24 protein-coding genes and 1 pseudogene are annotated in these 25,136 nt (G+C 71.7%); 9 read left to right on the top strand and 16 right to left on the bottom strand.

What is annotated here, in order from left to right; all coding sequences use genetic code 11:
• Positions 1–6: 6 nt before the first annotated feature.
• The 3 genes from OG254_RS10610 to OG254_RS10620 all read left to right on the top strand — a co-directional run bounded on the left by OG254_RS10610 (position 7) and on the right by OG254_RS10620 (position 2,573).
• Positions 7–612, top strand: a complete 606-nt coding sequence (locus tag OG254_RS10610) for a hypothetical protein (RefSeq protein WP_351199505.1) — start codon at positions 7–9, stop codon at positions 610–612.
• An 82-nt stretch (positions 613–694) separates the two neighbouring features.
• Positions 695–1,417 carry a 3-keto-5-aminohexanoate cleavage protein gene (locus OG254_RS10615; RefSeq protein WP_405579894.1) on the top strand — a complete coding sequence of 241 codons (723 nt, stop codon included), beginning with the start codon at positions 695–697 and terminating at the stop codon, positions 1,415–1,417.
• A gap of 88 nt (positions 1,418–1,505) precedes the next feature.
• A complete protein-coding gene (locus tag OG254_RS10620) occupies positions 1,506–2,573 on the top strand; it encodes an RNA ligase (ATP) (protein ID WP_405579897.1) in 1,068 nt (355 codons plus the stop codon).
• A gap of 75 nt (positions 2,574–2,648) precedes the next feature.
• On the opposite strand, the gene soxR is transcribed toward OG254_RS10620, so the two are convergent.
• Positions 2,649–3,140 (bottom strand): redox-sensitive transcriptional activator SoxR, encoded by a 492-nt coding sequence (gene soxR, locus OG254_RS10625; RefSeq protein WP_405579900.1) that lies wholly within the window; start codon positions 3,138–3,140, stop codon positions 2,649–2,651.
• A 108-nt stretch (positions 3,141–3,248) separates the two neighbouring features.
• Here soxR and OG254_RS10630 point away from each other — a divergent pair, with 108 nt between their 5' ends.
• Positions 3,249–3,710 (top strand): MaoC family dehydratase, encoded by a 462-nt coding sequence (locus OG254_RS10630; protein WP_405579903.1) that lies wholly within the window; start codon positions 3,249–3,251, stop codon positions 3,708–3,710.
• Between the two features lie 34 nt (positions 3,711–3,744).
• Here OG254_RS10630 and OG254_RS10635 read toward each other — a convergent pair whose 3' ends face one another.
• The 3 genes from OG254_RS10635 to OG254_RS10645 form a co-directional block, all read right to left on the bottom strand.
• A complete protein-coding gene (locus OG254_RS10635; protein WP_351199495.1) occupies positions 3,745–4,365 on the bottom strand; it encodes a TetR/AcrR family transcriptional regulator in 621 nt (206 codons plus the stop codon).
• A 131-nt stretch (positions 4,366–4,496) separates the two neighbouring features.
• Positions 4,497–4,784, bottom strand: coding sequence for a YiaA/YiaB family inner membrane protein (locus tag OG254_RS10640; protein ID WP_405579907.1), 288 nt, complete (start codon positions 4,782–4,784; stop codon positions 4,497–4,499).
• 76 nt (positions 4,785–4,860) lie between these two features.
• On the bottom strand, positions 4,861–6,048 hold the full coding sequence (locus OG254_RS10645; protein ID WP_405579910.1) for an acyl-CoA dehydrogenase family protein: 1,188 nt from the start codon (positions 6,046–6,048) through the stop codon (positions 4,861–4,863).
• A gap of 88 nt (positions 6,049–6,136) precedes the next feature.
• Between OG254_RS10645 and OG254_RS10650 the strand changes: the two genes are divergently transcribed.
• The 3 genes from OG254_RS10650 to OG254_RS10660 all read left to right on the top strand — a co-directional run bounded on the left by OG254_RS10650 (position 6,137) and on the right by OG254_RS10660 (position 8,665).
• A complete protein-coding gene (locus OG254_RS10650) occupies positions 6,137–6,778 on the top strand; it encodes a TetR/AcrR family transcriptional regulator (protein WP_147996959.1) in 642 nt (213 codons plus the stop codon).
• A 68-nt stretch (positions 6,779–6,846) separates the two neighbouring features.
• Entirely contained in the window at positions 6,847–7,557 is a 711-nt protein-coding gene (locus OG254_RS10655) for an ArsR/SmtB family transcription factor (RefSeq protein WP_405579913.1), read from the top strand.
• 169 nt (positions 7,558–7,726) lie between these two features.
• Positions 7,727–8,665, top strand: coding sequence for a DMT family transporter (locus OG254_RS10660; protein ID WP_405594928.1), 939 nt, complete (start codon positions 7,727–7,729; stop codon positions 8,663–8,665).
• Here OG254_RS10660 and OG254_RS10665 read toward each other — a convergent pair.
• From OG254_RS10665 to OG254_RS10720, 12 genes and pseudogenes are all read right to left on the bottom strand, one after another.
• Positions 8,657–9,979: an MFS transporter gene (locus OG254_RS10665; RefSeq protein ID WP_405579915.1), complete on the bottom strand. Its 1,323-nt coding sequence runs from the start codon at positions 9,977–9,979 to the stop codon at positions 8,657–8,659. The two genes, OG254_RS10660 and OG254_RS10665, sit on opposite strands and share 9 nt — an antisense overlap.
• 128 nt (positions 9,980–10,107) lie before the next feature.
• Entirely contained in the window at positions 10,108–11,187 is a 1,080-nt protein-coding gene (locus OG254_RS10670; protein WP_405579917.1) for a Zn-dependent alcohol dehydrogenase, read from the bottom strand.
• Between the two features lie 10 nt (positions 11,188–11,197).
• Complete coding sequence (locus OG254_RS10675; RefSeq protein WP_405579919.1) at positions 11,198–12,586, bottom strand: aldehyde dehydrogenase family protein; 1,389 nt, start codon at positions 12,584–12,586, stop codon at positions 11,198–11,200.
• 93 nt (positions 12,587–12,679) lie between these two features.
• Positions 12,680–13,132, bottom strand: a complete 453-nt coding sequence (locus OG254_RS10680; protein WP_405579921.1) for a DUF3574 domain-containing protein — start codon at positions 13,130–13,132, stop codon at positions 12,680–12,682.
• Between the two features lie 29 nt (positions 13,133–13,161).
• Positions 13,162–14,499 (bottom strand): ABC transporter ATP-binding protein, encoded by a 1,338-nt coding sequence (locus OG254_RS10685; RefSeq protein ID WP_405579923.1) that lies wholly within the window; start codon positions 14,497–14,499, stop codon positions 13,162–13,164.
• A 234-nt stretch (positions 14,500–14,733) separates the two neighbouring features.
• Positions 14,734–15,639: a class F sortase gene (locus OG254_RS10690; protein ID WP_405579926.1), complete on the bottom strand. Its 906-nt coding sequence runs from the start codon at positions 15,637–15,639 to the stop codon at positions 14,734–14,736.
• Entirely contained in the window at positions 15,629–16,243 is a 615-nt protein-coding gene (locus tag OG254_RS10695; RefSeq protein WP_405579928.1) for a hypothetical protein, read from the bottom strand. Before OG254_RS10695 ends, OG254_RS10690 begins: the two co-directional genes overlap by 11 nt.
• Positions 16,244–16,343: 100 nt before the next feature.
• On the bottom strand, positions 16,344–17,582 hold the full coding sequence (locus OG254_RS10700) for an MFS transporter (RefSeq protein WP_405579930.1): 1,239 nt from the start codon (positions 17,580–17,582) through the stop codon (positions 16,344–16,346).
• Between the two features lie 85 nt (positions 17,583–17,667).
• Positions 17,668–19,110 (bottom strand): annotated as a pseudogene (locus OG254_RS10705) (CitMHS family transporter); the annotation flags it as partial.
• Between the two features lie 115 nt (positions 19,111–19,225).
• Positions 19,226–21,517, bottom strand: a complete 2,292-nt coding sequence (locus tag OG254_RS10710; protein ID WP_405579933.1) for a molybdopterin oxidoreductase family protein — start codon at positions 21,515–21,517, stop codon at positions 19,226–19,228.
• A gap of 118 nt (positions 21,518–21,635) precedes the next feature.
• Positions 21,636–22,262, bottom strand: a complete 627-nt coding sequence (locus tag OG254_RS10715; protein ID WP_405579935.1) for a TetR family transcriptional regulator — start codon at positions 22,260–22,262, stop codon at positions 21,636–21,638.
• Positions 22,259–22,882 carry a hypothetical protein gene (locus OG254_RS10720; protein WP_405579937.1) on the bottom strand — a complete coding sequence of 208 codons (624 nt, stop codon included), beginning with the start codon at positions 22,880–22,882 and terminating at the stop codon, positions 22,259–22,261. Before OG254_RS10720 ends, OG254_RS10715 begins: the two co-directional genes overlap by 4 nt.
• A 160-nt stretch (positions 22,883–23,042) precedes the next feature.
• On the opposite strand from OG254_RS10720, the gene hmgA reads away from it, so the two are divergent.
• Together hmgA and OG254_RS10730 are read left to right on the top strand one after the other, a co-directional pair.
• Positions 23,043–24,359: a homogentisate 1,2-dioxygenase gene (gene hmgA / locus OG254_RS10725; protein WP_405579939.1), complete on the top strand. Its 1,317-nt coding sequence runs from the start codon at positions 23,043–23,045 to the stop codon at positions 24,357–24,359.
• A 27-nt stretch (positions 24,360–24,386) separates the two neighbouring features.
• The gene (locus tag OG254_RS10730; RefSeq protein WP_405579941.1) at positions 24,387–25,136 is read left to right on the top strand and encodes a GntR family transcriptional regulator; all 750 of its coding nucleotides are present in this window, start codon (positions 24,387–24,389) and stop codon (positions 25,134–25,136) included.

The following is a 25,136-nucleotide window of genomic DNA, read 5'->3' on the forward strand; positions in this document are numbered from 1 at the left end:
AGGGCGATGGCCGGTTTCCGGAGTCTCGCGAGACAGGTGCGCGATCCGCGGTGCGATCTCGCGCTGCGGCGCTACTCGCTGCGTAAGTGCCTGGAGCGATTCGCTCCTTACGGGCACAGGGCGACCTGGGACCACTTGTGCTCCCGGGCGGGATTCGGTCCCGAGGACCGCTCCCCCGAGCCGGCGCGGCTCGTGGCCGCGTTGGACGAGTTGGAGGAAGCGCGTTCGGTCTGGCTGGCCTACGAGGTCGAGTTCGCCGAGCGGCGCAAGAAGGAGAAGCACGACGGACTGCGCAGGCCGGGCAGCGTGGATGACTGGCACCGGCTGACCTGGGGCGGTTTCGGCGTCGCCTGGTGCGACGACCCCCGGGTCCACCCGCGAGAACCCCTGGCCGAGGTGCTGCGCCGGCTGATCTCCGCGCTGGAGCGCGAACCGGGCTCGGAGTGCCCGGCGTGCAGCGGGGGGCGGCTGATCTGGAAGTACGACCTGGCCCATGAACCGTCGTCGGGTCCGGTCTGCACGGACTGCGGGATCGTGGTGCCGCGTCCGGTGCTCACGCCCGAGGCGCTGGCGGCAGCCAGGCGCGGACGGCGGCTGCTCATGTCCGCCTAGAACGACGGGGGTGCGCCGGGGATGCCGCACCCCCTATGCCGGTAGGCACCGGCTGTCGGTGGCGGCTGGCACCATCGACGACATGATCCAGGTGTGTCTCAACGGGCCCCGCGGGGCGAACGACGGTGCGGTGGTGCCGCTCTCGCCCGAGGCGCTGGCCGAATCCGCCGCCGGGGCCGTCGCCGCCGGAGCCACGGACATCCACGTCCACCCCAAGACCCCCTGCGGCCAGGACAGTCTCTCGCCGCGCGTGCTCGCGCCGACGCTGGAGGCGATCCGGACCCGGGTGTCGGTGCCGGTCGGTGTGACGACGGGCGCCTGGGCGGAACCTGATCCCGAAGCACGGCTGGAGCGAGTCCGCAGCTGGACGGTGCTGCCGGACCACGCCTCGGTCAACTGGCACGAGCCGGGCGCCGAGGAAGTGGCCGCCGCACTGCTGGAGCGGGGCGTCGGCGTGGAGGCGGGCATCTGGTCGGGCACGGACGGGGCGGCGCGGTTCGCCGCCTCGCCGCTGGGGCCGAGGGTGCTGCGGGTGCTGGCCGAGGTGACGGACACATCGGCGCGGACGGCCGAGGAGAGCGCGCGTGGGCTGCTGGCCGACCTGGGCCCGGCGTTCGGCCGCCCGGTGCTGCTGCACGGGGAGGACGAGGGCGCCTGGCCGGTGCTGCGGCTGGCCGGACGACTGGGGCTGGCGACGCGGATCGGCCTGGAGGACACGCTGGTCCTGCCGGACGGGGAGCGGGCCGCCTCCAACGCCCGATTGGTGACCGAGGCGTTGCGCCAGTACGGAAGATCGCGACGGTAGCAGCCGCTAAATCCCTCGCACCATCCCTTTCCCGTAGGGACAGTTGGGGGGCGATGAAACACGCCTGAGCACCACCGAGGAGTCCCCGATGTCGACGCTGCGCGTCACCGCCGAAGTCCTGACCGTTCACGAACATCCCAATGCCGACGCGCTGGAGCTGGCGCAGGTGGGGTTGTACCGGGCCGTCGTCACCAAGGGCGCGTACCGCTCCGGTGAGGCCGCCGTGTACATCCCCGAGCAGTCCGTGCTGCCGGCCGGGCTGATCGAGGAACTGGGGCTGACCGGGCGGCTGGCGGGAAGCGGGGCCGACCGGGTCAAGGCGGTGCGGCTGCGCGGGGAACTGTCGCAGGGCATCGTGTGCCGGCCGCAGGCGCTGGCCGACGTCGATCTGACGTCGGCGGCCGCGGAGGGCGTCGACTTCGCCGAGCGGCTGGGGATCACCAAGTGGGTGCCGCCGATCCCGCCGACGATGTCCGGTGACGTGGAGTCGGCGCCGGATCTGCTGCCGTGGGTCGACATCGAGAACATCCAGCGGTATCCGGACATCTTCCGGCCCGGTGAGCCGGTGGTGCTGACCGAGAAGCTGCACGGGTCGGCGTGCCTGCTGACGTATGTCGCCGACCAGGAGCGGGTGTACGTCTCCTCGAAGGGCTTCGGCGCGAAGTCGCTGGCGCTGCGGGAGGAGCCCCGGAACCTGTACTGGCGCGCGGTGCGGGGGCACGGCGTCGCCGAGGCGGCGGCGCGGCTGGCCGAGCGGCTGGGAGCCCGGCGGGTCGGGATCTTCGGGGAGGTGTTCGGCGCCGGTGTGCAGGACCTGACGTACGGGGCCGACGGGCGCCGCGAGACGTTGGGGTACGCCGCGTTCGATGTCTCCGCGGAGATCGACGGGCAGGTGCGGTGGCTGGACGCGGCGGAGGCGCTGGAGGGGGAACTGCCCCTGGTGCCACGGCTGTTCGAGGGGGCCTTCGACATCGAGCGGGTGCTGGAGATCGCGAGCGGGCGGGAGACGGTGTCCGGGCGGGGGCTGCATCTGCGGGAGGGTGTGGTGATACGGCCGGTCGTCGAGCGGTACAGCGGGGTGACCGGGGGGCGGGCCATCGCGAAGGCGGTCAGTCCGGCTTATCTGACCCGGAAGGGTGGGACCGAGTACGAGTAACCTGCCCGCAGCTACCGGGCCGGGACGTACGGCCGCTTGTCGGCAACGTTCCGGCCCTGGGCGACGGCTCCCTCGTCACCTCCCAGCCCCCTTCCCCTTCTGCGGCCCTCCCCCCTGCTCCACCAGAAGCCGCGACCCCGTGAGACGTTCGCCGAACGCGTCGTCCGGGTTGGACAGGACGCAGGTGTCCAGGGAGAGGCAGCCGCAGCCGATGCAGTCGGTCAAGTGGTCGCGCAGGCGGTTGAGTTGCTTGATGCGTTCGTCCAGTTCCGAGCGCCACGCCTCGGACAGGCGCGCCCAGTCCTCGTGGGTGGGGGTGCGCTCCTCGGGCAGTTCGGCGAGGGCGTCGCGGATCGTGGCCAGGGGGATGCCGACACGCTGAGCGGCCCGTACGAACGCGACCCGGCGCAGGGTGTCACGGGTGTAGCGGCGTTGGTTGCCGGAGGTGCGCCGGCTGCTGATCAGGCCCTTGGACTCGTAGAAGTGCAGGGCGGAGACGGCGGCGCCGCTACGGGCGGAGAGCTGGCCGACCGTGAGTTCGTGGATCTTCTCGGGGATCTGGGGCACCCCACAAACCTACCTACCGCGTCACCCTCCCGGTCCGTTGACAGGGGCCTCACCACCTAGCATGCTAAGCAGTTGCTTAGACATACACATGACGCGGGAGGCCGGGACATGGCAGAGCCGAGGATCTTCACCTCCGTCGACGACCTGAAGTCGGCGGTGGGCGAGCAGCTGGGGTACACCGACTGGCTGGAGGTCGACCAGAAGCGGATCGACCTGTTCGCGGAGGCCACCGGTGACCACCAGTGGATCCACGTCGATCCGGAGAAGGCCGCCGCCGGGCCCTTCGGGACCACCATCGCCCACGGGTACCTGACGCTGTCGCTGCTCCCGCTCTTCGGGCCCCAGCTCATCGCGGTCGAGGGCGTGCAGATGGGCGTCAACTACGGCTCGAACAAGGTGCGTTTCCCCGCCCCGGTGCCCGTGGGCTCCCGGCTGCGCGCCACCGCGACGATCAGCGGCGTCGACGACGTGACGGGCGGCGTCCAGGTCACCGTCGCGTTCACCGTGGAGCGCGAGGGCGGGGACAAGCCCGTGTGCGTCGCCGAGTCCGTCTCGCGCTACTACCTGTAAACCGGGCCGGGAGCACGCGAGCGCTCGGCCGGAGCTACTTCACTCCCACCATCCGCAGCACGAGGTCGGCGTACAGCGCGCCGACCTCGTCCGGCGTCCAGGGGCCGTCGACGTTGAACCAGCGGGCCACGTCGATGCACAGCGACAGCACCGCGAGGGTCGTGCCCTTCACGTCCAGCACGTCGAAGTCACCGGCCGCCACGCCGTCCTCGATGATCCCGCGCACCTCGGCGTCGCACTGCCGCCGCAGCGCGAGGATCTCGGCGCGGGCGTCCGGGCCGAGCGAGTCCAGCTCGTACTGCACGACCCGCGCGGTGGTGCGTCCCCCGGCGTGCCAGCGGACGAAGGAGCTCACGGCGTCGGCGAGCCGCTCGGCCGGGGTGCCCTCGCGCCGGGCCGCCGTCTGCAGGATCTCCAGGGCCTTCTCGTGGCCGATCCTGCTGATGCGGTGGAGCAGCTCTTCCTTGGTCTTGTAGTGGATGTAGAGCGCGGCCGGGCTCATGCCGGCGCGGCCCGCGATGTCACGGGTCGTCGTGGCGTGGTAACCGCGCTCGGCGAAGGCCTCCACGGCGGCGATCAGCAGCCGCCGTGCCGCGTCGGGCGTGACCTCGGTCCACGCCGACTCGCCACCGGCCGTCTCCTCCGCCGTACTCATCGCTCACTCGCCCCTCTCGCTGACAGAAGGACCACCATACCGCCGATACTGAGCGAGCGCTTAGTGGGCTCGGCCGGAGGTGAAGTCGGCCAGATCCTGTCGGTCAGATCGTGTCGGTCAGATCCTGTCGGTCAGATCTTCTCGAAGGGGTCGTGTTCCGCGAGGAGCTTCTCCAGTCGCGCCTGGTCCACGCGGCTCACGATCTGTCCGGCCTCCTGACGGTCCCGGATGACCTTGGCGAGGGTGAACGCCGACGTCACCAGGTAGAGGACGGCGATCGCGAGGAATCCGCGCACCCAGGCGTCGGCGTTCAGCTGGTAGATGCCGACGCCGGTGGCGGCCATGGCGACCGCGAAGGAGGCTACGGACTGCCCGTAGAACGCCGCCGTGTTCTGCTGTTTGACCGGTGTGTCACTCATGGGGAACAGGATCGACAGGTGTGGCGCGGGCCACATCCGCTGAAGTACTCAGCCGGATACTCAGTCCACCGCACCCTCAGAACGCCGAAACCCCCGTCAGCGCCCGCCCGATGACCAGCTTCTGGATCTGGCTCGTGCCCTCGTAGAGGGTCATCACGCGGGCGTCCCGCAGCAGCTTGCCCGCCGGGTACTCGTCGATGTAGCCGTAGCCGCCGAAGACCTGCAGGGCGTTGTTGGCGGCGCGCACGGCGGCCTCCGAGGCGAAGAGCTTGGCCTTGGAGGACTCCACGGCGAAGGGCAGTCCGCGGTCGATCAGGTCGGCCACCCGCCAGGTCAGCAGCCGCGCCGCGTCCACGTCGACGGCGATGTCGCTGATCAGCTCCTGGACCAGCTGGTGGCGGGCGATCGGCTTGCCGAACTGCTCGCGCTCCCCGGCGTACCGGACGGCCGCGTCCAATGCGGCCTGCGCTATGCCGACGCACCCCGCGGCGACCGACATCCGCCCCTTGGCGAGGGCCGACATCGCGACCGAGAAGCCCTTGCCCTCCTCCCCCACCATGGCCGACGCGGGCACCCGCACGTCCTCCAGCACGAGCTCGGCGGTGGCCTGGCCGCGCAGGCCGAGCTTGCCGTGGATGGTGCGGCGGGTCAGGCCGGGCGTGTCGGTGGGGACGAGGAAGGCGGAGACGCCCTTGTGGCCCGGCGCGTCGGTGGAGCGGGCGAAGAGCAGCACGACGTCGGCCCAAGTGCCGTTCGTGATGAACATCTTGGTGCCGTTGAGGACGTACTCTCCCCCACTCTCGGCTCCGCTCGAGCGGGAGGTGCCCCCATCGTCCCGCACCGCCCGCGCGGCGAGGTTGCCGGCGTCGGAGCCCGTGCCCGGCTCGGTGAGGCCGAAGCAGCCGACCAGCTCGCCCGCGGTGAGCCCCGGCAGCCAGCGGCGGCGCTGCTCCTCGCTCCCCCAGACGGCGATCGTCTTGGCGACCAGGCCGAGGGAGACCGAAACGATCCCGCGCACCGAGGAGTCACCACGCCCCAGCTCCTCCGTGACCAGGCAGTACGCGAGATGGTCGCCGCCCGAGCCGCCGTACTCCTCGTCGATCGTCAGCCCCAGGAAGCCGACCTCGCCGAGCTTCTTGACGAGGGCGCGGTCGACCTCCTCCGCGCGGTCCCACTCGACGACGTTCGGTGCGATCTCGCGTTCCACGAAGTCCCGGGCGAGCCGGCGGACGGCGGTCTGCTCCTCGCTGAGCTCCAGGTTCATGCGGAGTCACCCCTCATCAGCTCTACTTGAACGTCGTACATTTAAATTAGCACTGCTAGTTTACCTGGGCAGCCCTACTATGTGCGCCATGGCCCGACCGCGCAAGCCCCTCCTCAGCTACGACCGGATCGTCGAGACGGCTCGCGAACTCGTGGACGCGGAAGGCCTGTCGGCCGTCTCCACGCGCCGGCTCGCCGCCGAACTGGGGGTGAGTGGGCCGTCCCTGTACAACCACTTCCGCACCAAGGACGAGATCCTGGAGGCGGTCGCAGACTCGGTGAGCGCGCAGGTCGATCTGTCGATGTTCGAGGACGGGCGGGACTGGCGCACCGCGCTGCACGACTGGGCCGTCTCGTACCGGACGGCCCTGCGCGACCACCCGAACGTCGTCCCGGTGCTCGCCCGCGGCCCGGGCCGCCGCCCGGCCGCGCTGCGGCTCGCCGACGCCGCCTACGGCGCGATGGTCGCGGCGGGCTGGCCGCCGGCGCAGGCCACGTCCATCGGCGCGCTGATGCGGTACTTCATCATGGGCTCGGCGCTCGGCTCGTTCGCCGGGGGGTTCGTGGACGACGCCAGCGCGTACGACCCCGCCGACTACCCGCACCTCGGGCAGGCCCACCTCCTCGCCGAGCAGCAGGAGAAGATCGACGAGCGGGCCTTCGAGACCGGGCTGACGGCGCTGCTGGACGGGCTGGCCCGGCAGTACGAGCAGGTGGGGCGGGCCACGTAGCCGTTCCCCGGCGGGACCCAACTACACTTCGGCGCCGACCGAAGTGTCCGTGCCCCATGCTGGACCGCATGGCCACCAAAGACCCCCAGGCGTCGCAGCTCGCCCGGCTCGCCGGGCTCATCGCCGACGAGACCCGGGCCGCCTGTCTGCTGGCGCTGTTGGACGGGCGCGCGTGGACCGCCGGCGAGCTGGCGCGGCACGCCGGGGTCGCGGCGTCGACGCTGAGCGAACACCTGGGCAAGCTGGTCGCGGGCGGACTGCTGGCCGAGGAGCGGCAGGGCCGGCACCGGTACGTCCGGCTGGCCGACGCCCGGGTCGCCCAGCTGGTGGAGGACCTGACCGCGCAGGTTGCCCCAGGGGCGGATCGGCGGCCCCGGAGCCTACGGGAGTCCAGCGCCGGCTCGGCCATGGCCCGCGGCCGGACCTGCTACGACCACCTCGCGGGGCGGCTCGGCATCGCGGTGACGGATGCGATGACCGCGCGCGGGCTGTTGCGCCAGGACACCGGGTTCGCGCTCACGGACACGGGGCTCGGCTGGTTCGACTCGGCCGGCATCCCCCTCGACCGTGCGAGCCGGCGCCCCTTGGCCCGGGCCTGCCTCGACTGGACCGAACGCCGACCTCATCTCGCGGGCGTCGCGGGCGCGGCCCTGTGCCGGCACGCGCTGGAGGCGGAGTGGTGCGTGCGGATCGGTTCGGAGCGGGCCGTGAAAGTGACTGCGTCGGGTGAGGGGGCCCTGCTGGAGATGCTCGGTATCGAGGCGGGGGCGCTGCGGTGAGCTGGGCGGCCCCTGGGGTGGGGGCCTTGTGTGGTGCCGGGTGCGGGCGCGTGCGGGCCGGCCTCGCAGTTCCCCGCACCCCTTTGGAGCGCTCCGGTTGGCGCTCCGGTTGCCCTGTCCGAAATCCGCCAGCCTCGGTCCCCCCTCCCTCCCTAGCCTCTGGAGCATGATGAACAGCACCCCCGCCCGCCGTCCCGACCTCCTCGCCGCCGGCGCCGCCACCGTCACCGTCGTGATGTGGGCCTCCGCCTTCGTCGCCATCCGCAGCGCCGGTGACGAGTACTCGCCCGGCGCGCTCGCGCTGGGGCGGCTGCTCGTCGGTGCCGTGGTGCTGGGAGCCATCTGTCTCGTCCGCCGGGAGGGGCTGCCTGCGCGGGCCGCATGGCCCGGGATCGCGATATCGGGCCTGCTGTGGTTCGGCTTCTACAGCGTCGTGCTGAACTGGGGCGAGCAGCAGGTGGACGCCGGTACGGCGGCGCTCGTGGTGAACATCGGCCCCATCCTCATCGCCCTGCTGGGCGCCCGGCTGCTCGGTGACGCGATGCCGCCGCGGCTGCTCGCGGGCATGGCGGTGTCGTTCGCCGGTGCGGTGGCCGTGGGTCTGTCGATGTCGGGTGAGGGCGGCTCCTCGGTGCTCGGGGTGGTGCTGTGCCTGCTCGCCGCGGTCGGCTACGCGGGCGGCGCGGTGGCGCAGAAGCCGGCGCTCGGCCACGCGAGCGCCCTCCAGGTGACGACGTACGGATGCCTGGTCGGCGCGGTCGTCTGCCTGCCCTTCGCGGGACAGCTCGTCGACGACGCCGCCCACGCCTCCGTGTCAGCGACGCTCAACCTGGTCTATCTGGGCGTCTTCTCGCTGGCGCTCGCCTTCACGACATGGGCGTACGCCCTGGCCCGTACGACCGCCAGCCGCATGGGCGCGACCACGTACGCGGTGCCCGCGCTGGTCGTGCTGATGTCGTGGCTGGCGCTCGGCGAGGTACCCGGACTGCTCACGCTGGCGGGCGGGGCGCTGTGTCTGGCGGGCGTGGCCGTGTCGCGGTCCCGGACGCGGTCCGCCCGGGTCGTGGCGAGTGCGCCGCAACCCGAGCAGACCCGCGAGTCAGCGTGAACTCGCCTTGCCGGCCAGCACCTTGATGGACAGCAGGGCGATCACCGCCAGGCCGATGATGTAGGCGGACACCGCCATCGAGGTGCCCGAGGCCTCCAGCAGCAGCACCATGACGAAGGGGGCGAGCCCGCCGCCGAGCACGGCCGCGATCTGGTAGCCGAGGGAGGCGCCCGTGTAGCGCATCTCGGGCGTGAACAGCTCGGCGAACAGGGCCGCCTGGGGGCCGTACATGATGCTGAGGAAGCAGCTGGCGACGAACGAGCCGACCGCCAGCCACAGCAGCGAGCCGGTGTCGATCAGCAGGAACAGCGGTACGGCCCACAGGGCGATGCCGGCCGCGCCGAGTGCGTAGATCCGGATACGGCCGACCTTGTCGGAGAGCGCGGCGGCGGCCGGGATCAGCACCAGCTGGGTGAGGCTGACGCACAGGGAGACGGTGAGGACCGCGCTCTTGTCCATGTCCAGTTCCCGGGTCGTGTAGTCGAGGACGCCGGTGATCAGGATGTAGAAGGTCGCGGTGTTGACGGCGAAGGAGCCGCCGGCGAGGAGGACCGTGCCGAGGTGGTCCTTCATGATGGCGCGCAGCGGGCTGCTCTGCTCCGTCTTCTCCTTCTCGGCCAACGCCCGCTCGGCCTCCCGGAATTCGGGGGTCTCCTCGACGCGGGTGTGGATGTACCAGGCGAGGGCGAGGACGAACAGGCCGATCAGGAACGGCACCCGCCAGCCCCACGCCGCGAACTGCGCGTCGGTGGTGAAGGCGCCGGCCAGCAGGAAGACGGTGTTGGCGGTGACCACACCGATGGGGACGCCGAGTTGGACGACGCTGCCGTAGACGCCGCGCTTGCCCTCGGGGGCGTACTCGGTGGCCATCAGCATCGCGCCGCCCCACTGGGCGCCGACCGCGACGCCCTGGGCGATGCGCAGGAGGACGAGCAGGATCGGGGCGGCGACGCCGATCGTTTCGTAGGTCGGGAGCAGGCCGATGCCGGTGGTGGCGATGCCCATGAGGGTGAGGGCGAGGACCAGCATGGGCTTGCGGCCGCGCTTGTCGCCGATCTGACCTGCGACGATGCCGCCGATGGGCCGGGCCAGGAAGCCGACGGCGAAGGTGGCGAAGGCGGCGAGCACTCCGGCGGTGGAGCTGCCGGCGGGGAAGTACAGGTCGCCGAGTACGAGGGCGGCGGCGATGCCGAAGACGAAGTAGTCGTACCACTCGACGGCGGAGGCGAGCGCCGCCGCTGTGGCGACGCGGCGCCGGTTGACCGTGGGGAGGGCGGTCGTGGTGTCAGGGTGAGCGGAGGGGGCCATGTCCATGCGTGCACACTCCGGTGGGTGCGGTGGGGACGTTGGCGGCGAACGTACTGACCGGACGGTATGGGGTCAACGGTTGTGCAGGAAGGTTGCCCGGGGCACCCGAGGCCCCGGGCAACGACATCGGAACCTCAGAACACCACCAGCGCCCGGCCGCCCTTGCCCGCGACCATGTTCTCGAAGGCCGCCGGAATCCCCTCCAGCGCGATCCGTTCGGTCACCAGCGATCCCAGGTCCAGGCGGCCGGCACGGACGTGCTCGGCCAGTACCGGCAGGTCGCGCGCCGGATCGGAGTTGCCGTAGACGCAGCCGGAGAGGGTGCGGCCCCAGTGGAAGATCTCCAGCGCGTTGAAGGTGACCTGCTGGTCCTTGCCGCCGATGCCGACGACCGTGGTGCGGCCGCCTCGACGGGTGGAGTCCCAGGCCGTGCGGATGGTGGTCGCGCGGCCCACGCACTCCACGGCCACGTCCACGCCCTGCTTGCCCGTCAGGCCCCGGATCTCGCGGGCGGTGTTCTCGGAGGCGACCACATAGTCGGTGGCACCTGCGGCGCGCGCCAACTCCTCCTTCTCCGGGGAGACATCGACCGCGACGATCTTCGCCGCGCCCGCGATCCGGGCCGCCTGGAGGGCCGACAGGCCGACGCCGCCGACGCCGAACACGGCGACGGTCTCGCCCGCCCGCACCCGCGCCGAGTGGTGCACGGCGCCGTAGCCGGTGAGGACGGCGCAGCCCAGCAGCGCGGCGTCGGTGAGCGGGACGCCGTCCGGGAGGGGCAGGACGCAGCCCGCCGCGACGACCGTCTCCTCGGCGAACGCGGCGACGTTCAGGCCGGGGTGCAGGTCGGTGCCCGCCGCGGTGCGGGCGTAGACGTCGGCGGCGCCGTTGAGGGCGTTGGCGCACAGCCAGACCTCGCCGAGCCCGCAGGCGTGGCAACTACCGCAGGACGGGGCCCAGTTGAGGACCACGGGGTCGCCGGGTGCGACATCCGTGACCCCCTCCCCCACGGCTGTCACCGTGCCGGCGCCCTCGTGGCCCAGGACCGCGGGGACGGGGACACGCATGGTGCCGTCGGACAAGGACAGGTCGGAGTGGCAGACGCCGGCGGCGGCGAGACGGACGCGGACCTGGCCGGGGCCGGGGTCGGGCAGGTCGATCTCGGTGACCTCCAGCGGGGCACCGATGGCGGGCAGGACTGCGGCGCGAACCATGTGCGGGCTCCTAGAACTGAAGGGACTTGGTCTGGAGGTACTCGGCCAGGCCGTGCGAGCCGAGCTCGCGGCCGACGCCCGACTGCTTGTAGCCGCCGAAGGGGGCGCGGACGTTGAAGCGGCCGCCGTTGATGTCGACCTGCCCGGTGTCCATCCGGCGCGCGAAGGCCACCGCCTCGGCCTCCTCGCCGGCCCAGACGGCGCCCGCGAGGCCGTAGACGGTGCCGTTGGCGATGCGCAGGGCGTCGTCCTCGTCCTCGTAGGGCAGGATCGACAGGACCGGGCCGAAGATCTCCTCCTGCGCGATGGTCATCTCGGGGGTCACGGCGGCGAAGACGGTCGGGCTGACGAAGTAGCCCTGCTCGCGGGGCGGTTCGGTGCCGCCCGCGACCAGTCGCGCCCCCTCGGCCACGCCCTTCTCGATGTAGCCGAGCACCCGCGCCTGCTGCTTGGCGTTGACCACCGGCCCGATGCGCTCGCCGTACTTCTCGGCGGCGGCCGCGGCCAGCTCCACGGCCTCGTCGTACTGGTCCCGGTGGACCAGCATCCGCGTCCAGGCGCTGCACGTCTGCCCGGAGTTGGACATGACGTTGGCGACGCCGACGTTGACGGCCTTGGCCAGGTCGGCGCTGGGCAGGATGACGTTGGCGGACTTGCCGCCCAGCTCCAGGGCGACCTTCTTGATGGCGGCGCCGGCCACCGCGGCGATCTGCCGGCCGACGGCCGTGGAGCCGGTGAAGGAGACCAGGTCGACGTCCGGGTGCTCGGCGAGCGCCTGGCCGGCGACCGGGCCGAGGCCGGTGACCAGGTTGAAGACGCCCGCGGGGACACCGGCCTCGTCGACCGCCTCGGCGAAGAGCTGGGCGACCAGCGGGGTGTCCTCGGCGGGCTTCAGGACGACCGTGCAGCCGGCCGCCAGCGCCGGGGCGACCTTGGCGACGATCTGGTGGAGCGGGTAGTTCCAGGGCGTGATCGCACCGACCACGCCGATGGGCTCCAGGTACACGGTCGAGTTGCCGACCGTCTCCTCGAAGGCGTAGGTCGCCGCGAGTTCGGCATACGTGCCCGCGACCGCGATCGGGGCGCCCGCGTGGACGGACTGGGAGAACTTGAGCGGTGAGCCGAGTTCGGCGGTGACCGTCTCGGCGATCTCGTCCCTGCGGGCCGCCAGGGCGTCCCGGAGAGCGGCCAGCCGCGCGGCCCGCCGCGCGGGCGCAGTCGCGGCCCAGCCCGGGAGGGCGGCGCGGGCGGCCCGTACGGCGGTGTCGACGTCGGCCGCGCCGCCGGCCGGGACGCGGCCGATGATCTGCTCGTCGGCCGGGTTGACCACGTCGATCACCTCCCCGCTCTCGGCGGGGCGCCAGGCGCCGTCGATGTACATGCCGTCGTGTGCCTTCATCACGCTTCCTCCAGGGCGGGGCGCCTCGTCGTCCGGCTCATAAACTAGCGGCGTTAGTTTTTGCGCGCCAGCTGCGCCGGACACCCCATGACATCAGAAGGCGACGCGCGCCTCGTCGTCCACCCTCCCCACCGCCTCCTGGCCGAAAGCCTTCTCGTAGGCGCGGCGGATCTCCTCGATCCTGCGGTCACCGGAATCCGCCTGCGTGCGCGGGTAGAGCAGGATGAGCTCGTAGGACCGCTCCTTCTCGATCACGCCGTTCACGTCCCGCCACTGCCCCCGCCCGGACTGGATCGTGAGCCCGTCCGGGAAGTCCGGCGTCACCTCCTTGTCGACGAACTCCATGAACTGCCCGTCGGTGACCACGGGACCGCCGTCCGGGCGCGCGGTACCGAAGAACAACTGGGTCTCGATGTACGGCTCTCCCCGCACCGGCGCCGCGGTGGCGCCGACGTCGAGGGTGGCGTAGGCGGTCGGCGCTCCGACGGCCAGCACAAGGCCGACGGCGGTGAGAACGGCCCGGGTTCGGGCGAAGTGCGCATTCATGGCGCATAACTAGCCAAACCCGGCGGACTTCACTCCTCCAGGTCGGGAAGCCTCGCCGGGGCCGGGCAGATTCGCTCTCCGTGCTGGTCGAAGACGAACAGATGGGCGATGTCGACGAGGAGGGGGACCTGCATACCGTGCCGCAGGTCGAAGTCGGGTGTGGTGCGGACGATGAGGTCGCCGGGGAGCCGGCCCTCGGGCGGCACCGGGTCGGCCGCGCCGTCGCCGGGGTGCTCCAGCGTCACCACGGGCCCGGCACGCAGGGCGCCCGCGCGGCTGCGCAGTCGCTCCAGCACCGTGCCGGAGTCACGGCGGCGGCGCCGGACCGCCCGGACCGGGCGCGGGGCCTCCAGGTCGGGGACGACGGCCGGCCGGGAGCCGGTGTTGAAGTGGACGAGGACCTCATGGCCCTGGAACTCCACATGCTCTACCAGGCCGGTGATGTGCACCTCGCCGGGGCGGGCACTGGCGGGCTGCGCGATGCGGACCGCCTCCGACCGCAGCCCCACGATGACCTCGCGCCCCTGCTGCACCCGCAGCAACTGGTGGTCCAGGCACAGGGGTTCGGGCAGCCGGAGGTACTGCTTGCCGAGGCTGATGGTCATCGCGCCGTCCAGCGGGGCGCGCACGAGGCCGCGCAGCAGGTTGATGCGCGGGGTGCCGATGAAGGCGGCGACGAAGACGTTGCGCGGCAGCGAGTACACCGAGCGGGGTGCGCCGACCTGCTGGAGGACGCCGCCGCGCAGGACGGCGACCCGGTCGCCGAGCGACATCGCCTCGGCCTGGTCATGGGTGACGTAGACCGTGGTGACGCCCAGCTTCCGGGTGAGGCCGGAGATCTCGGCGCGCAGGTGGCCCCGGAGCTTGGCGTCGAGGTTGGACAGCGGCTCGTCCATCAGGAAGGCGGTCGGGTGGCGGGCGATGGCCCGGCCCATGGCGACGCGCTGGCGTTCGCCGCCGGAGAGCTGGGCGGGGAAGCGGTCGAGGAGGTCCTCGATGCCCAGCATGCGGGCGGTGGCGTCCACCTGCGGGCCGGGATCCGCGCCGGGCGACTCGATGCGCAGCGGGAAGCCGATGTTGTCGCGGCCGGTCATGCTCGGGTAGAGGGCGAAGTTCTGGAAAACCATCGCCATCTTCCGGTCGGCGGGCAGCAGGTCATTGGCCCACTCGCCGTCCAGCAGCAGTTCGCCCTCGTCGATCTCCTCCAGCCCGGCGATCATCCGGAGCACGGTGGACTTGCCGCAGCCGGAGGGCCCGAGCAGGACGAGGAATTCACCGGGCTCGATGTCCAGCGAGAGCCCGTCCACGACGCGGGTGCCCCGTGTGTAGGACTTGCTCACGTCGTGCAGGGAGATGGCGCGTGTCATGACGGATGCCCCCGGGGGCTCGTTCAGGCGCCGGGGCCCGTCCGGCATGCCGGGTCAGCACGGTCCGGCACGCGCGTCCGCCGGACGGGCCCTGGTGCTCCGCGGTCGAACGCCTCGTGCGGGTCGCACGGGGCGTATGAGTCACGGAAGTTAACGGAATGTGTGCGGCCGGGGGAAGGGAACGGGCCGAATCCGGCGCCGCTGTCCAACAGGCGGGCAACCGGACGGCCGGATTCAGCGCCGGCCGGCGCCCTTCGGCTCACGGGTCGCGGTGAGATGGGCGTAGACGACGACGTTGCCCGTGTAGCCGGTCCTGCGGTTGTAGTTGCCACCGCAGGTGATCAGCCGAAGCTCCGGCCGGGCCCGGGCGCCGTACACCTCGCGGTTGGGGAACTTGTCCTTCTCGTACGTCTTGATGGCGTCGACCTTGTAGACGGCGGTCCGTCCGTCGGCGCGCCGGATCTCGATGCGCTTGCCGCGCTTCAGTTCTCCGAGGCCGCCGAAGACGGCGGGTCCGGTGTCGGTGTCGAGGTGACCCACGGCGATGGCGGTGCCCTGTTCGCCCGGGGAGGGCCCGTCCGCGTACCAGCCGACCAGGTTGGGCTTGTCCTCCGGGGGCGCGGGCAGGCGCCGCTCGCCGTCGAGGTGCAGGTCCATCAGCGGGGAGTCGACGCTGATGTAGGGGATGGCGAGGCGGGTCGCACGGGAGCGGGGCAGGGGGCGAGGGCCGTCGGGGCGCTTGCCCGCCTTTGAGGTGCGGGCGGGCCGGGGTGAGGGGGAAAGGGAGGTGGAGGGCGGGTCCGGGGTTGTCGCCGGGGCCGCGGTCGGGGCGGCGTAGTCGGGCCGGGGCGCGGCCGCCTGGCCGTCGGGTTCGGGTGGTTCGGGTGCTGACTCGCGGGCGTCGGCGGGCGGACCGCCCGCGCCGGGGCGGGAGTCGGCGCCCGCCCCGCCGGCACCGGATCCGGTGCCGGCGGCTTGGACCTCGGAGGCTTCGACGGAGCCCGGAGCGGTCGTGTCCGCTCCGGGTCTCTCGTGGTCGCACCGGACGCCGACCGCCACCAGCGAGACGGTCAGCACGGCCGTCCTCGTCAGGCGGTAGGCCCGCGTCCGGTACCAGGGCCTGCGTCTTCTACGCGCCATGCGTGCGGCGGCGGAGCCGGAACCAGATCACCCCGCCCACGGCGGCCAGTCCGACGATTCCGGCGCCGGCGACCGTGGTGAAGGCCTCGTCGCGGGCGATGCCACCGCCGCCGGCGGGCGGACCGCCCTGGGGGCCGGGCGGGGGCGTCGTCATCGAGGTCCGGCAGTCGATCGTGAACGTCTTCTCCCGCTCGCCGCCCGTCATGCCCGTGAACGTCCACGACAGCCGGTACTGCCCGTCGGGCAGGTTCAGGTCCTCGGTGTGGCCGATGCCGCCCGGCTGGAGGTTGAGGGTCCCGCGCAGCGTGGCACCGCCCGGCACATTGGGCTGGGTCGCGATGTTCCAGGTGACGTTCGGAACGGTCTCGAAGTTGGCCGCGTCGAGGTAGAACCGGCAGACCCTCGGCTCGTCGATCGCGTCCCCGTACGGCGTGCGCGCGACCCCGTCCCACGGCGCGGTGTGGATCTTGAGGGTGCCATTGTCGCCGGGTGCCATCGGCGCGGCTCCCGACGCCGGCATCCCGGTCAGCGGGGTCAGCGCGGCGGTGAGCGCCGTGACGGCGGCGATGCGCGCGGCCCGGCGTGGAAGAGACGTGGTGGGCATGCGAGTCCTCCGAGTCAGACGATTTTCGTACAAATCGCTCTTCGTCTGACTCTCTTTCACATGCGCACGCCGAATCGTGGATGCACCGCCTTACGGCCCATCAGATACCACTCTTTCGACGCAAGATCGCCCTCGCGCCGCGCCGCTCCCCGGCGTCCTCCCCCTCCCCCGCCGGCCTCGCCGGCGCCCGCAGCGCAATCCCCGCCGACACCAGCAGCAGCGCGCCCAGCATCGCGAACGGCGCAGCCACCCCCGCGACACCCGCGACCAGGCCCGCCGAGGCCGGCGCGGCGACCTGGCCGAGGCGGTTGCCGGTCAGCCTCAGGGCGAGGGCGGTGGAGCGGGCGCCCTCGGGTGCCGCCTGGACGACCGTCGTCATGGACAGCGGCTGGCCGACGCCGAGACAGAAGCCCAGCACCGCCAGCATCACGGCCAGCGCCCACACCGGCACCGGCAGCGCGATGCCCGCGCACAGCAGGGCCGCCAGCAGACAGGTCACGGTCAGCAGCAGGGTGCGGCCGAGCAGCCGCAGCAGGGGCGTCAGGACCAGACGGCACGCGATGGTGGCCGCCGCGCGCAGGCTGAGCAGGACGCCGACCACGGACGGCGCGATGCCCCGGTGCTCGCCGACCACCGGGAGGTAGGCGGTGAGGATGTCGGTCGCGGACAGCACGGCGAGGCTGATGAAGATGCCGGCGGGCACGCCCCGGGCGCGCAGGATGCGCTTGACGGGCACGCGCTCGCCCCGTTCCCCGCGGGACTTGGCCGTCGTACGGCTCTCTACGCGCCACAGCGAGGTGAACGCGACGGCGCCGCCCGCGCCCGCGACGAGCAGGGCGAGCGCGCTGGTCCCCGCCATGTCCCGGCCGCCGATCAGCGCGCCCGCCGCGATCGGGCCGACCAGCTGGCCGAGGGAGGCGCCGATGGTGAAGTGGCCGAAGTTGCGGTCCTGTTCGTGCGGCGCGGACTGGCGGGCGACCAGGGACTGGGCACCGATCACGAAGCACAGGTGCCCGAGGCCCATCACCCCGCTCCACACGGCCATCGCCCAGAGCGAGTCCGCGAGACCGCTCATCGCGCAGCCGCCGGATATGAGGACGACGCCGACGGGCAACAGCGGCGCACAGCGGCCATGGTCGGTACGGCGGCCCAGCGGGACGGCGACGAACAGCGGGAGCAGGGCGTACACACCCGCGATCACACCGACCGCCCGCTCGTCCGCGCCCAGCGCGAGGGCCCGGTAGGAGACGGCGGGCCGGGCCATCGACACCGCCCCCTGCGCGAAGCTGAAGGCGATGACGAGGCGGAGCAGCCAGCCACGGTTCCCACCGGGCCTCATGAACGTGTCCTCCTGGAAAGGTACTTGCGGATCAGGTGACTCGGGTGATTCAGGTGACGCAGATGATTCAGGCAGATCAGGCGGGTCAGATGATGCCGAAGAGGATTCCCGCCGCGAGGATGACCAGGCAGGTGAGCGCGGCCCACTTCACGACGAACCTGGTGTGGTCGCCGAACTCCACCTTCGCCATGCCGACCAGGACGTACACGGCCGGGACGAGCGGGCTCGACATGTGCAGCGGCTGGCCGACCAGCGAGGCGCGGGCCATCTCCAGCGGGGTGACGCCGTGCGCCGCGCCGGCCTCGGCGAGGACGGGCAGGACGCCGAAGTAGAAGCCGTCGTTGGACATGAAGTAGGTGAGCGGGAGGCTCAAGATGCCGGTGACCAGGGCCATGTGCGGGCCCATGCCCTCGGGGATGACGTCCACCATCCACTTGGCCATGTGGTCGACCATGCCGGTGCCCTGGAGGACGCCGGTGAAGACGGCGGCGGCGAAGACCATGCCGGAGACGTTCAGGACGTTGTCGGCGTGGGCGGCGAGGCGGGCCTTCTGGTCGGGGATGTGCGGGAAGTTCACGGTGAGCGCGAGCGCGGCCCCGATCAGGAACAGCACCGGGATCGGCAGCCACTCCATGATCATGGCGGTGAGCAGGGCGACCGTCATCAGCGCGTTGAACCAGTAGAGCTTGGGGCGCAGGGTGGACCGGTCGGGGTCCAGGGCCTGGAAGCGCTCGTCGTCCTCGGCGTCCTCCGCGTCGGTGCCGGAGCCCGAACCGCCGGTGCCCTGCGGGGCCTTGGCCGCACCGGAGCCGCCGGCGCCACCGGCGCCCACGAGAACCGTCTCGGTCTCCTTCTCCTCGACCTTCTCCTCGCCAAGGACCTCGTCCAGCGTGAGCACGCCCAGGCGCTTGCGCTCGCGCAGGCCGAGGAAGTACGAGAGGACGAAGACGGCCAGCAGACCGACGGCGAGAGCCGGGATCATCGGGACGAAGATGTCGCTGGCGTCGAGCTTGAGCGCGGTGGCGGCGCGGGCGGTCGGGCCGCCCCACGGCAGCGTGTTCATCACGCCGTTGGCCATCGCGGCGACACCGGTCATCACGACCAGGCTCATCTTCAGGCGCTTGTACAGCGGGTACATCGCCGAGACGGTGATCATGAAGGTGGTCGAGCCGTCGCCGTCGAGGGAGACGATCGCGGCGAGGATCGCCGTGCCGACGACGACCCGCATCGGGTCGGCCTTGCAGAACTTCAGGATGCCCCGAACGATCGGGTCGAAGAGGCCGACATCGATCATCACACCGAAGTAGACGATCGCGAACATGAGCATCGCCGCGGTGGGGGCGAGGCTGGTGACGCCTTCGATGACGTAGTCACCGAGCTTGGCGCCCTTTCCGACGAACACACAGAACAATGCCGGAATCAGTACGAGCGCCGCGATCGGCGACATCTTCTTCATCATGATCAGGACCAGGAAGGTCGCGATCATGGCGAAGCCGAGGATGGTCAGCATGAGTGGATACCTAACGTTCGCCCTTGAACATCCGACGAGGGCCGGGGTGCGACGACGTTAGGTCCCGTCAAGCGGCGTTAACAAGACGTTGACATGCGAGCAATAAGCGCAAAACTCCAGGTCAGAGCTTTGCTCAGGTCAGAGCCGTGATCTTTTCGGACACCGGGGCCACCTCGATGGGCACTCCGTTGAGGACCGCGTTGCCCGACAGCGGGTCGAGCAGGCTGCCGTCGAGGAGCTGGTTGACGTTGACTCCGGGGTCGGTGGCGGCGTGGCCGAGCCGGGTGCCGGGGCGGTCGTGACCCCAGCCGTGCGGCAGGCTCACCACACCCGGGCGCACCGCGTCGGTGACCTCGGCGGGCGCGGTCACCTCTCCCCCGGCGCCCTTCAGGCGTACGGCAGCCCCGTCCCGCACGCCGAGCCGCTCGGCGTCCGCCGGGTGGATGTGCAGGGTGCAGCGGTTGGAGCCGCCGGTGAGGGCGGGCACGTTGTGCATCCAGCTGTTGTTGGAGCGCAGATGGCGGCGGCCGATGAGGACGAGCCCGTCGGGGCGGTGCCGCAGGGCCTCCCGCAGCCGGGGCAGATCGCCGGCGATGGGCTCCGGCAGCAGCTCCACCTTGCCGCTGACGGTCTTCAGCGGCTGCGGCAGCCGGGACTTCAGCGGTCCGAGGTCAATGCCGTGCGGATGCGCGAGCAGCTTCTCCAGGGTCAGCCCGTCGGGGCGTACGCCGAAGCCGTCGCCGTAGGGGCCGAGGCGCAGCATCATGTCGAGCCGTCGCTCGGGGCCGCTGACGCCGGTGAGCTGCGCGGCGAGTTCCCTCGGGTCACGGCCGTGCACCGGGGAGTGCGGCTCCTTCACCGCCTTGCCGAGGGTCTGGTCGACGATCATCGCGTCCACGGCGGACGGGTCGGCGCCGTGCTTCCCCAAGCTCTCGGCTTCGCTCGAGCAGGGGAGACCCCAATCCGTGGCGGCCAGGATGAGCCGGGCCAGGATCTCGGACTCGGCCATGCGGCCGGGCTCCAGCGGGACGGCGGCGCGGGTGTAGCGGACCTGGTTGCGCACGGCGAGGGTGTTGAAGGCGAAGTCGTGGTGCGGGCTCTGCGAGGGCGGGGGCGGCGGCAGGACCACGTGGGCGTGGCGCGAGGTCTCGTTGAGGTACGGGTCGACGCTGACCATGAAGTCGAGCGAGCCGAGCGCCTTGTCGAGCCGGTCGCCGTCGGGGGCCGACAGGACGGGGTTGGACGCGACGGCGACGAGGGCCCGGATGGGTTCGCCCTCAGCGGTGGCGGTGTCGATCTCCTCGGCGAGCGCGGACAGCGGCAACTCGCCCTTGGCCTCGGGGTGGCCGCTCACCCGGGACTTCCAGCGCCCGAGCGCGAAGCCGTGGCCCGGCCCCGCGGGGCGGGGCGTCTTGTCGGTGGCGGCCTGCGGGAAGAGGGCGCCGCCCGGGCGGTCGAGGTTGCCGGTGAGGATGTTGAGGACGTCCACGAGCCAGCTGGCCAGGGTGCCGTGCGGGACGGTGCAGCTGCCGATGCGGCCGTAGACGGCGGCGGTGGGCGCGGCGGCGAGCTCGCGGGCGAGGGTCCGGATCGTACCGGCGTCCACGTCGCAGGCGTCGGCGACGGCTTCCGGGGTGAAGTCCCCGACCTCCGCGCGCAGTTCCTCGACTCCCTGGACGTGCGGCGCCAACTCCCCCAACGCGACCAGGTCTTCCTCGAACAGCACGTACGCCATCGCCGCCAGCAGCAGCGCGTCGGTGCCGGGCCGGATCGCGATGTGCCGGTCGGCGAGCTTGGCCGTGCGGGTGCGGCGCGGGTCGATGACGGTGAGGGTGCCGCCGCGGGCCTTGAGCGCCTTGAGCTTGCCCGGGAAGTCGGGGGCGGTGCACAGGCTGCCGTTGGACTCCAGGGGGTTGGCGCCGATGAGGAGGAGGTGGTCGGTGTGGTCGAGGTCCGGCACGGGGATCGCGAGGGCGTCGCCGTAGAGCAGTCCGCTGGAGACGTGCTTGGGCATCTGGTCGACCGTGGAGGCGGTGAAGACGCTGCGGGTGCGCAGGCCGGCCATCAGGACCGGCGGGTAGAGGGCGCCGGCCACGGTGTGCACGTTGGGGTTGCCCAGCACGACGCCCACGGAGTTCGGCCCGTACCGCTCGACGACCGGGCGCAGTCCGGCGGCGACCGCGTCGAAGGCCTCCTCCCAGGTGGCCTCGCGCAGCTCGCCGTCCCTGCGCACGAGCGGGGTGCGCAGCCGGTCGGGGTCGCCGTCGACGGCTCCGAAGGAAGCGCCCTTGGGGCAGATGAACCCCTTGCTGAACACGTCGTCACGGTCGCCGCGGGCGCCGGTGACCTTGGTCCCCTCGATGGTGAGGGTCAGGCCACAGGTGGCCTCGCACAGGGGGCAGATGCGCAGTGCGGTGCGGGACACGGGTCCTCCCGGAGGTGGCGGCAGTGGTGACGCACGAGCTCGAACCGAGCATACCGACCGGTATGCATGACGGGGAGCCCTCTCCGGGGGTGAGGTCGGAAATTCGCGAGCGGCGGCGTCAGTCCAGCACCCGCGCCAGATACGCCCGCAGCAGCAGCCGCGCTTCGTCCAGGATCCGGTCGTCGCCCTCCGGGGCCATCCGGAAGGCCAGGTGGACCAGCGTGTCGGCGGTTTCGACGGCGACGAGGAAGGTGCGGCGCAGATCCTCGTCCGGCTCGTGGTCGAGGTAGCCGGAGAGCAGATCGGTGAGGCGGTCGGCGACGCGGTGGTTGGGTTCGCCGCGGGTGCCTACGGGGATCTGGTTGCCGAAGTCGACGAGGGAGAAGCCGGGCGCGGTGCGCTTCATGGCGATGTACTCGTCGAGCACGGCGTCCATGGCCACGCGCCAGCCTCCCGCACCGGCCGCCTCGCCGGCCGCCTCCAGGCGCTCGGTGACGCGGGCGGTGTAGCGCTCGAGATTGCGCTGGGCGAGGGCGTCGGCCATCTGGCGTTTGTTGCCGAAGAACCGGTAGACCGATCCGATGGGGACGCCGGCGCGCTGGGCGACGGCCCGGGTGCTCAGGTCGTCGTAGCCGACCTCGTCGAGGAGGTCGGCGCAGGCGTCGAGGATCCGGGTGAGCCGTTCGGCGCTGCGCCGCTGCACGGGCGCCCGGCGAAGCGTTGCTGGATGGGGCACGGTCTTCATGATGCCTTTCCCGCTCGGTCCGGTGAACCCTTGCCCCCTGTACGGGAGCGGGTACCCGGCTCACTCAGTGCCGCGCTGGACGGTGACGGCGTCGGCGTCGCGGTCGTTTCCGCCCCCGACGCCGTGACGTCGGCCGTGCTCTGGACGGGCTCGCCGTCCACGGCCCACACCGTGCCGTCGTCGGCGTACAGCCGGACGGTGACCTGATGGGTGCCGCGCGGGACGAGGTCGGCCGGGAGGCGACAGTCGGGGGCGCGGAGCCTGGAGACGAGCCGGCCGTCCACGAAGAGGTACGCGAGCCCGCGCCCGGCCGTCGCCCTCGCCTCGGTTCCGGCGGGCGAGAAGCGGAATCCGCGGACCGTCAGCCGTACGTCCCAGCCTCCGTCGCCGCCGTCCGGGTCCGGCTGCACCTCGATGCCGACCTCGGGGGCGTCGTCCTCGCCCACCTCGCGGTAGTGCCGCCCCTCGTCGTCGGTGTCGTCGAGGACCTTGCCCACCGGGGAGGGCGACACCGCGGTGCCGTCCCGGTCCCGCGCAGCACTGGAGCCGCAGCCCGCGGTTCCGGTCAGCAGCAGGACACAGACCGCGAGCGCGGCGAGAAGGGTCCGCGTCCACGACATGCCCGGAGACTAGAACACCGGTCCGACAGCCGAATCCCCCTTGAGTCGGGTTGGCGTCCACTTCTGGTCGTACGCACAGGGAAGATCCGGCGGATCTCTTGCGCCCGGGAAATCGCAATCCTACGGTGAAGCATAGGAATCAGAACCCAAGGGAGCGATCATGAGCGGGGACACGCGGAAGACCGCGGAAGGGCTGACCTACCTCTCCGGTTTCGGCAACGAGCACAGCTCGGAGGCGGTGCCCGGTGCCCTCCCCGAGGGCCGCAACTCACCCCAGCGTGCCCCGCTGGGCCTGTACGCGGAGCAGCTGAGCGGTACGGCGTTCACCGAGCCGAGGGCGCACAACCGCCGCTCGTGGCTGTACCGCATCCGCCCGTCGGCCGCCCACCCGGCGTTCACGCGCACGGACAACGGCGCGATCCGTACGGCGCCGTTCGCGGAGTCGGTGCCGGACCCGAACCGCCTGCGCTGGAACCCGCTGCCCGAGCCCGCGCCCGGCACCGACTTCCTCGCCGGCCTGTGGACCCTCGGCGGCAACGGCGACGCGACCCAGCGCACCGGCATGGCCGTGCACCTCTATCACGCCAACTCCTCGATGGACCGCGTCTTCAGCGACGCCGACGGCGAGCTGCTGATCGTGCCGGAGCGCGGCGGGCTCCTGCTGCGCACCGAGTTCGGGCTGCTGCATGTGGAGCCGGGACATGTGGCGCTGATTCCACGTGGGGTGCGCTTCCGTGTGGAGCTACTGGATGACTCCGCCCGGGGCTATGTGTGCGAGAACTATGGGGCCCCCTTCCACCTCCCCGACCTGGGCCCGATCGGCGCCAACGGCCTGGCGAACGCTCGGGACTTCAGGGCTCCGGTGGCCGCGTACGAGGACGTCGAGGGCCCGGTGGAGGTGGTGAACAAGTACTGCGGCAACCTCTGGACGGCCACCTACGACCACACACCCCTCGACGTGGTCGCCTGGCACGGCAACCATGTGCCGTACGTCTATGACCTGCGCCGTTTCAATGTGATCGGCACCATCTCCTACGACCACCCCGACCCGTCGATCTTCACGGTGCTGACGTCCCCGTCGGACACTCCGGGCCTCGCCGGCGTCGACTTCGTCGTGTTCGCCCCGCGCTGGCTGGTGGGCGAGGACACCTTCCGGCCGCCGTACTTCCACCGGAACGTGATGAGCGAGTACATGGGCCTCGTCGAGGGCGCCTACGACGCGAAGGCGGAAGGCTTCGTGCCGGGCGGCGGTTCGCTGCACAACATGATGTCGGCGCACGGCCCGGACCGGGAGACGTTCGATCGCGCGAGCGCGGCGGAGCTGAAGCCGCAGAAGATCGACGACGGGCTTGCGTTCATGTTCGAGACCCGCTGGCCGGTGACGCTGACCCCGCAGGCGGCCGGCGCCGAGCACCTGCAACAGCGTTACGACGACGTCTGGCAGGGCATGGAGCGCCACTTCCGCCCCTTGCAGTAAAGATCCCCTACCGGTACGGATGGCCCCGTGACCTCCTTCGCCCCGGACTCGATCGTCCTGAACCGCAAGCTGCCGCTCTGGTACCAGGTGTCGCAGTCGCTGCGCGCCTCGATACTGGGCCGCCGCCCGCAGGACCCGCTGCGCCTGCCCACCGAGGAGCAGTTGGCGGAGCACTACGGCGTGAGCGTGCTGACCATGCGGCAGGCGCTCAAGGAGCTGGAGGACGAGGGCCTGATCACGCGCCATCGCAGGCGCGGCACGTTCATCGAGCCGGACGCCCGCCGGGGCGCCCCGGTGCGGCTGCTCGGCTCGGTGGACGCGATCGTGGCCCAGCAGTCCGGCATGGCGACCGAGCTGCTGGACCACGGCAGCACGCAGGTGCCGGCCGAACTCGCCGAGTACTTCCCGGACATCGACGAGGTGGCGACGTACCACCGGCTGCGCAGCGACGAGAAGACGGGCGAGCCGACCAACCACGCCCGCAACTACGTCCGCCCCGAACTGGCCGCGCGCATCGACCTGGGCGACCTGGTCCGCTGGCCGATGACGAAGGTGCTGCGCGATGCCGTCGGGGCGGACATCAGCCGCATCACGGACACCGTGGAGGCGCGGCTGGCGGATCCGGAGACGGCGAAGCTGCTCCAAGTCCCGCTGCTGAGCCCGATCCTGCACTACACGGGCGTGACGTACGACGCGGACGGGCGGGTGCTGGACGCGGCGGTCATCCACTACCGGGGCGACCGCTTCTCCTTCACGGTGACCCTGGACGCCAACTGA

The sequence above is a fragment of the Streptomyces sp. NBC_01092 genome (assembly GCF_045039535.1).
Classification (GTDB): domain Bacteria; phylum Actinomycetota; class Actinomycetes; order Streptomycetales; family Streptomycetaceae; genus Streptomyces.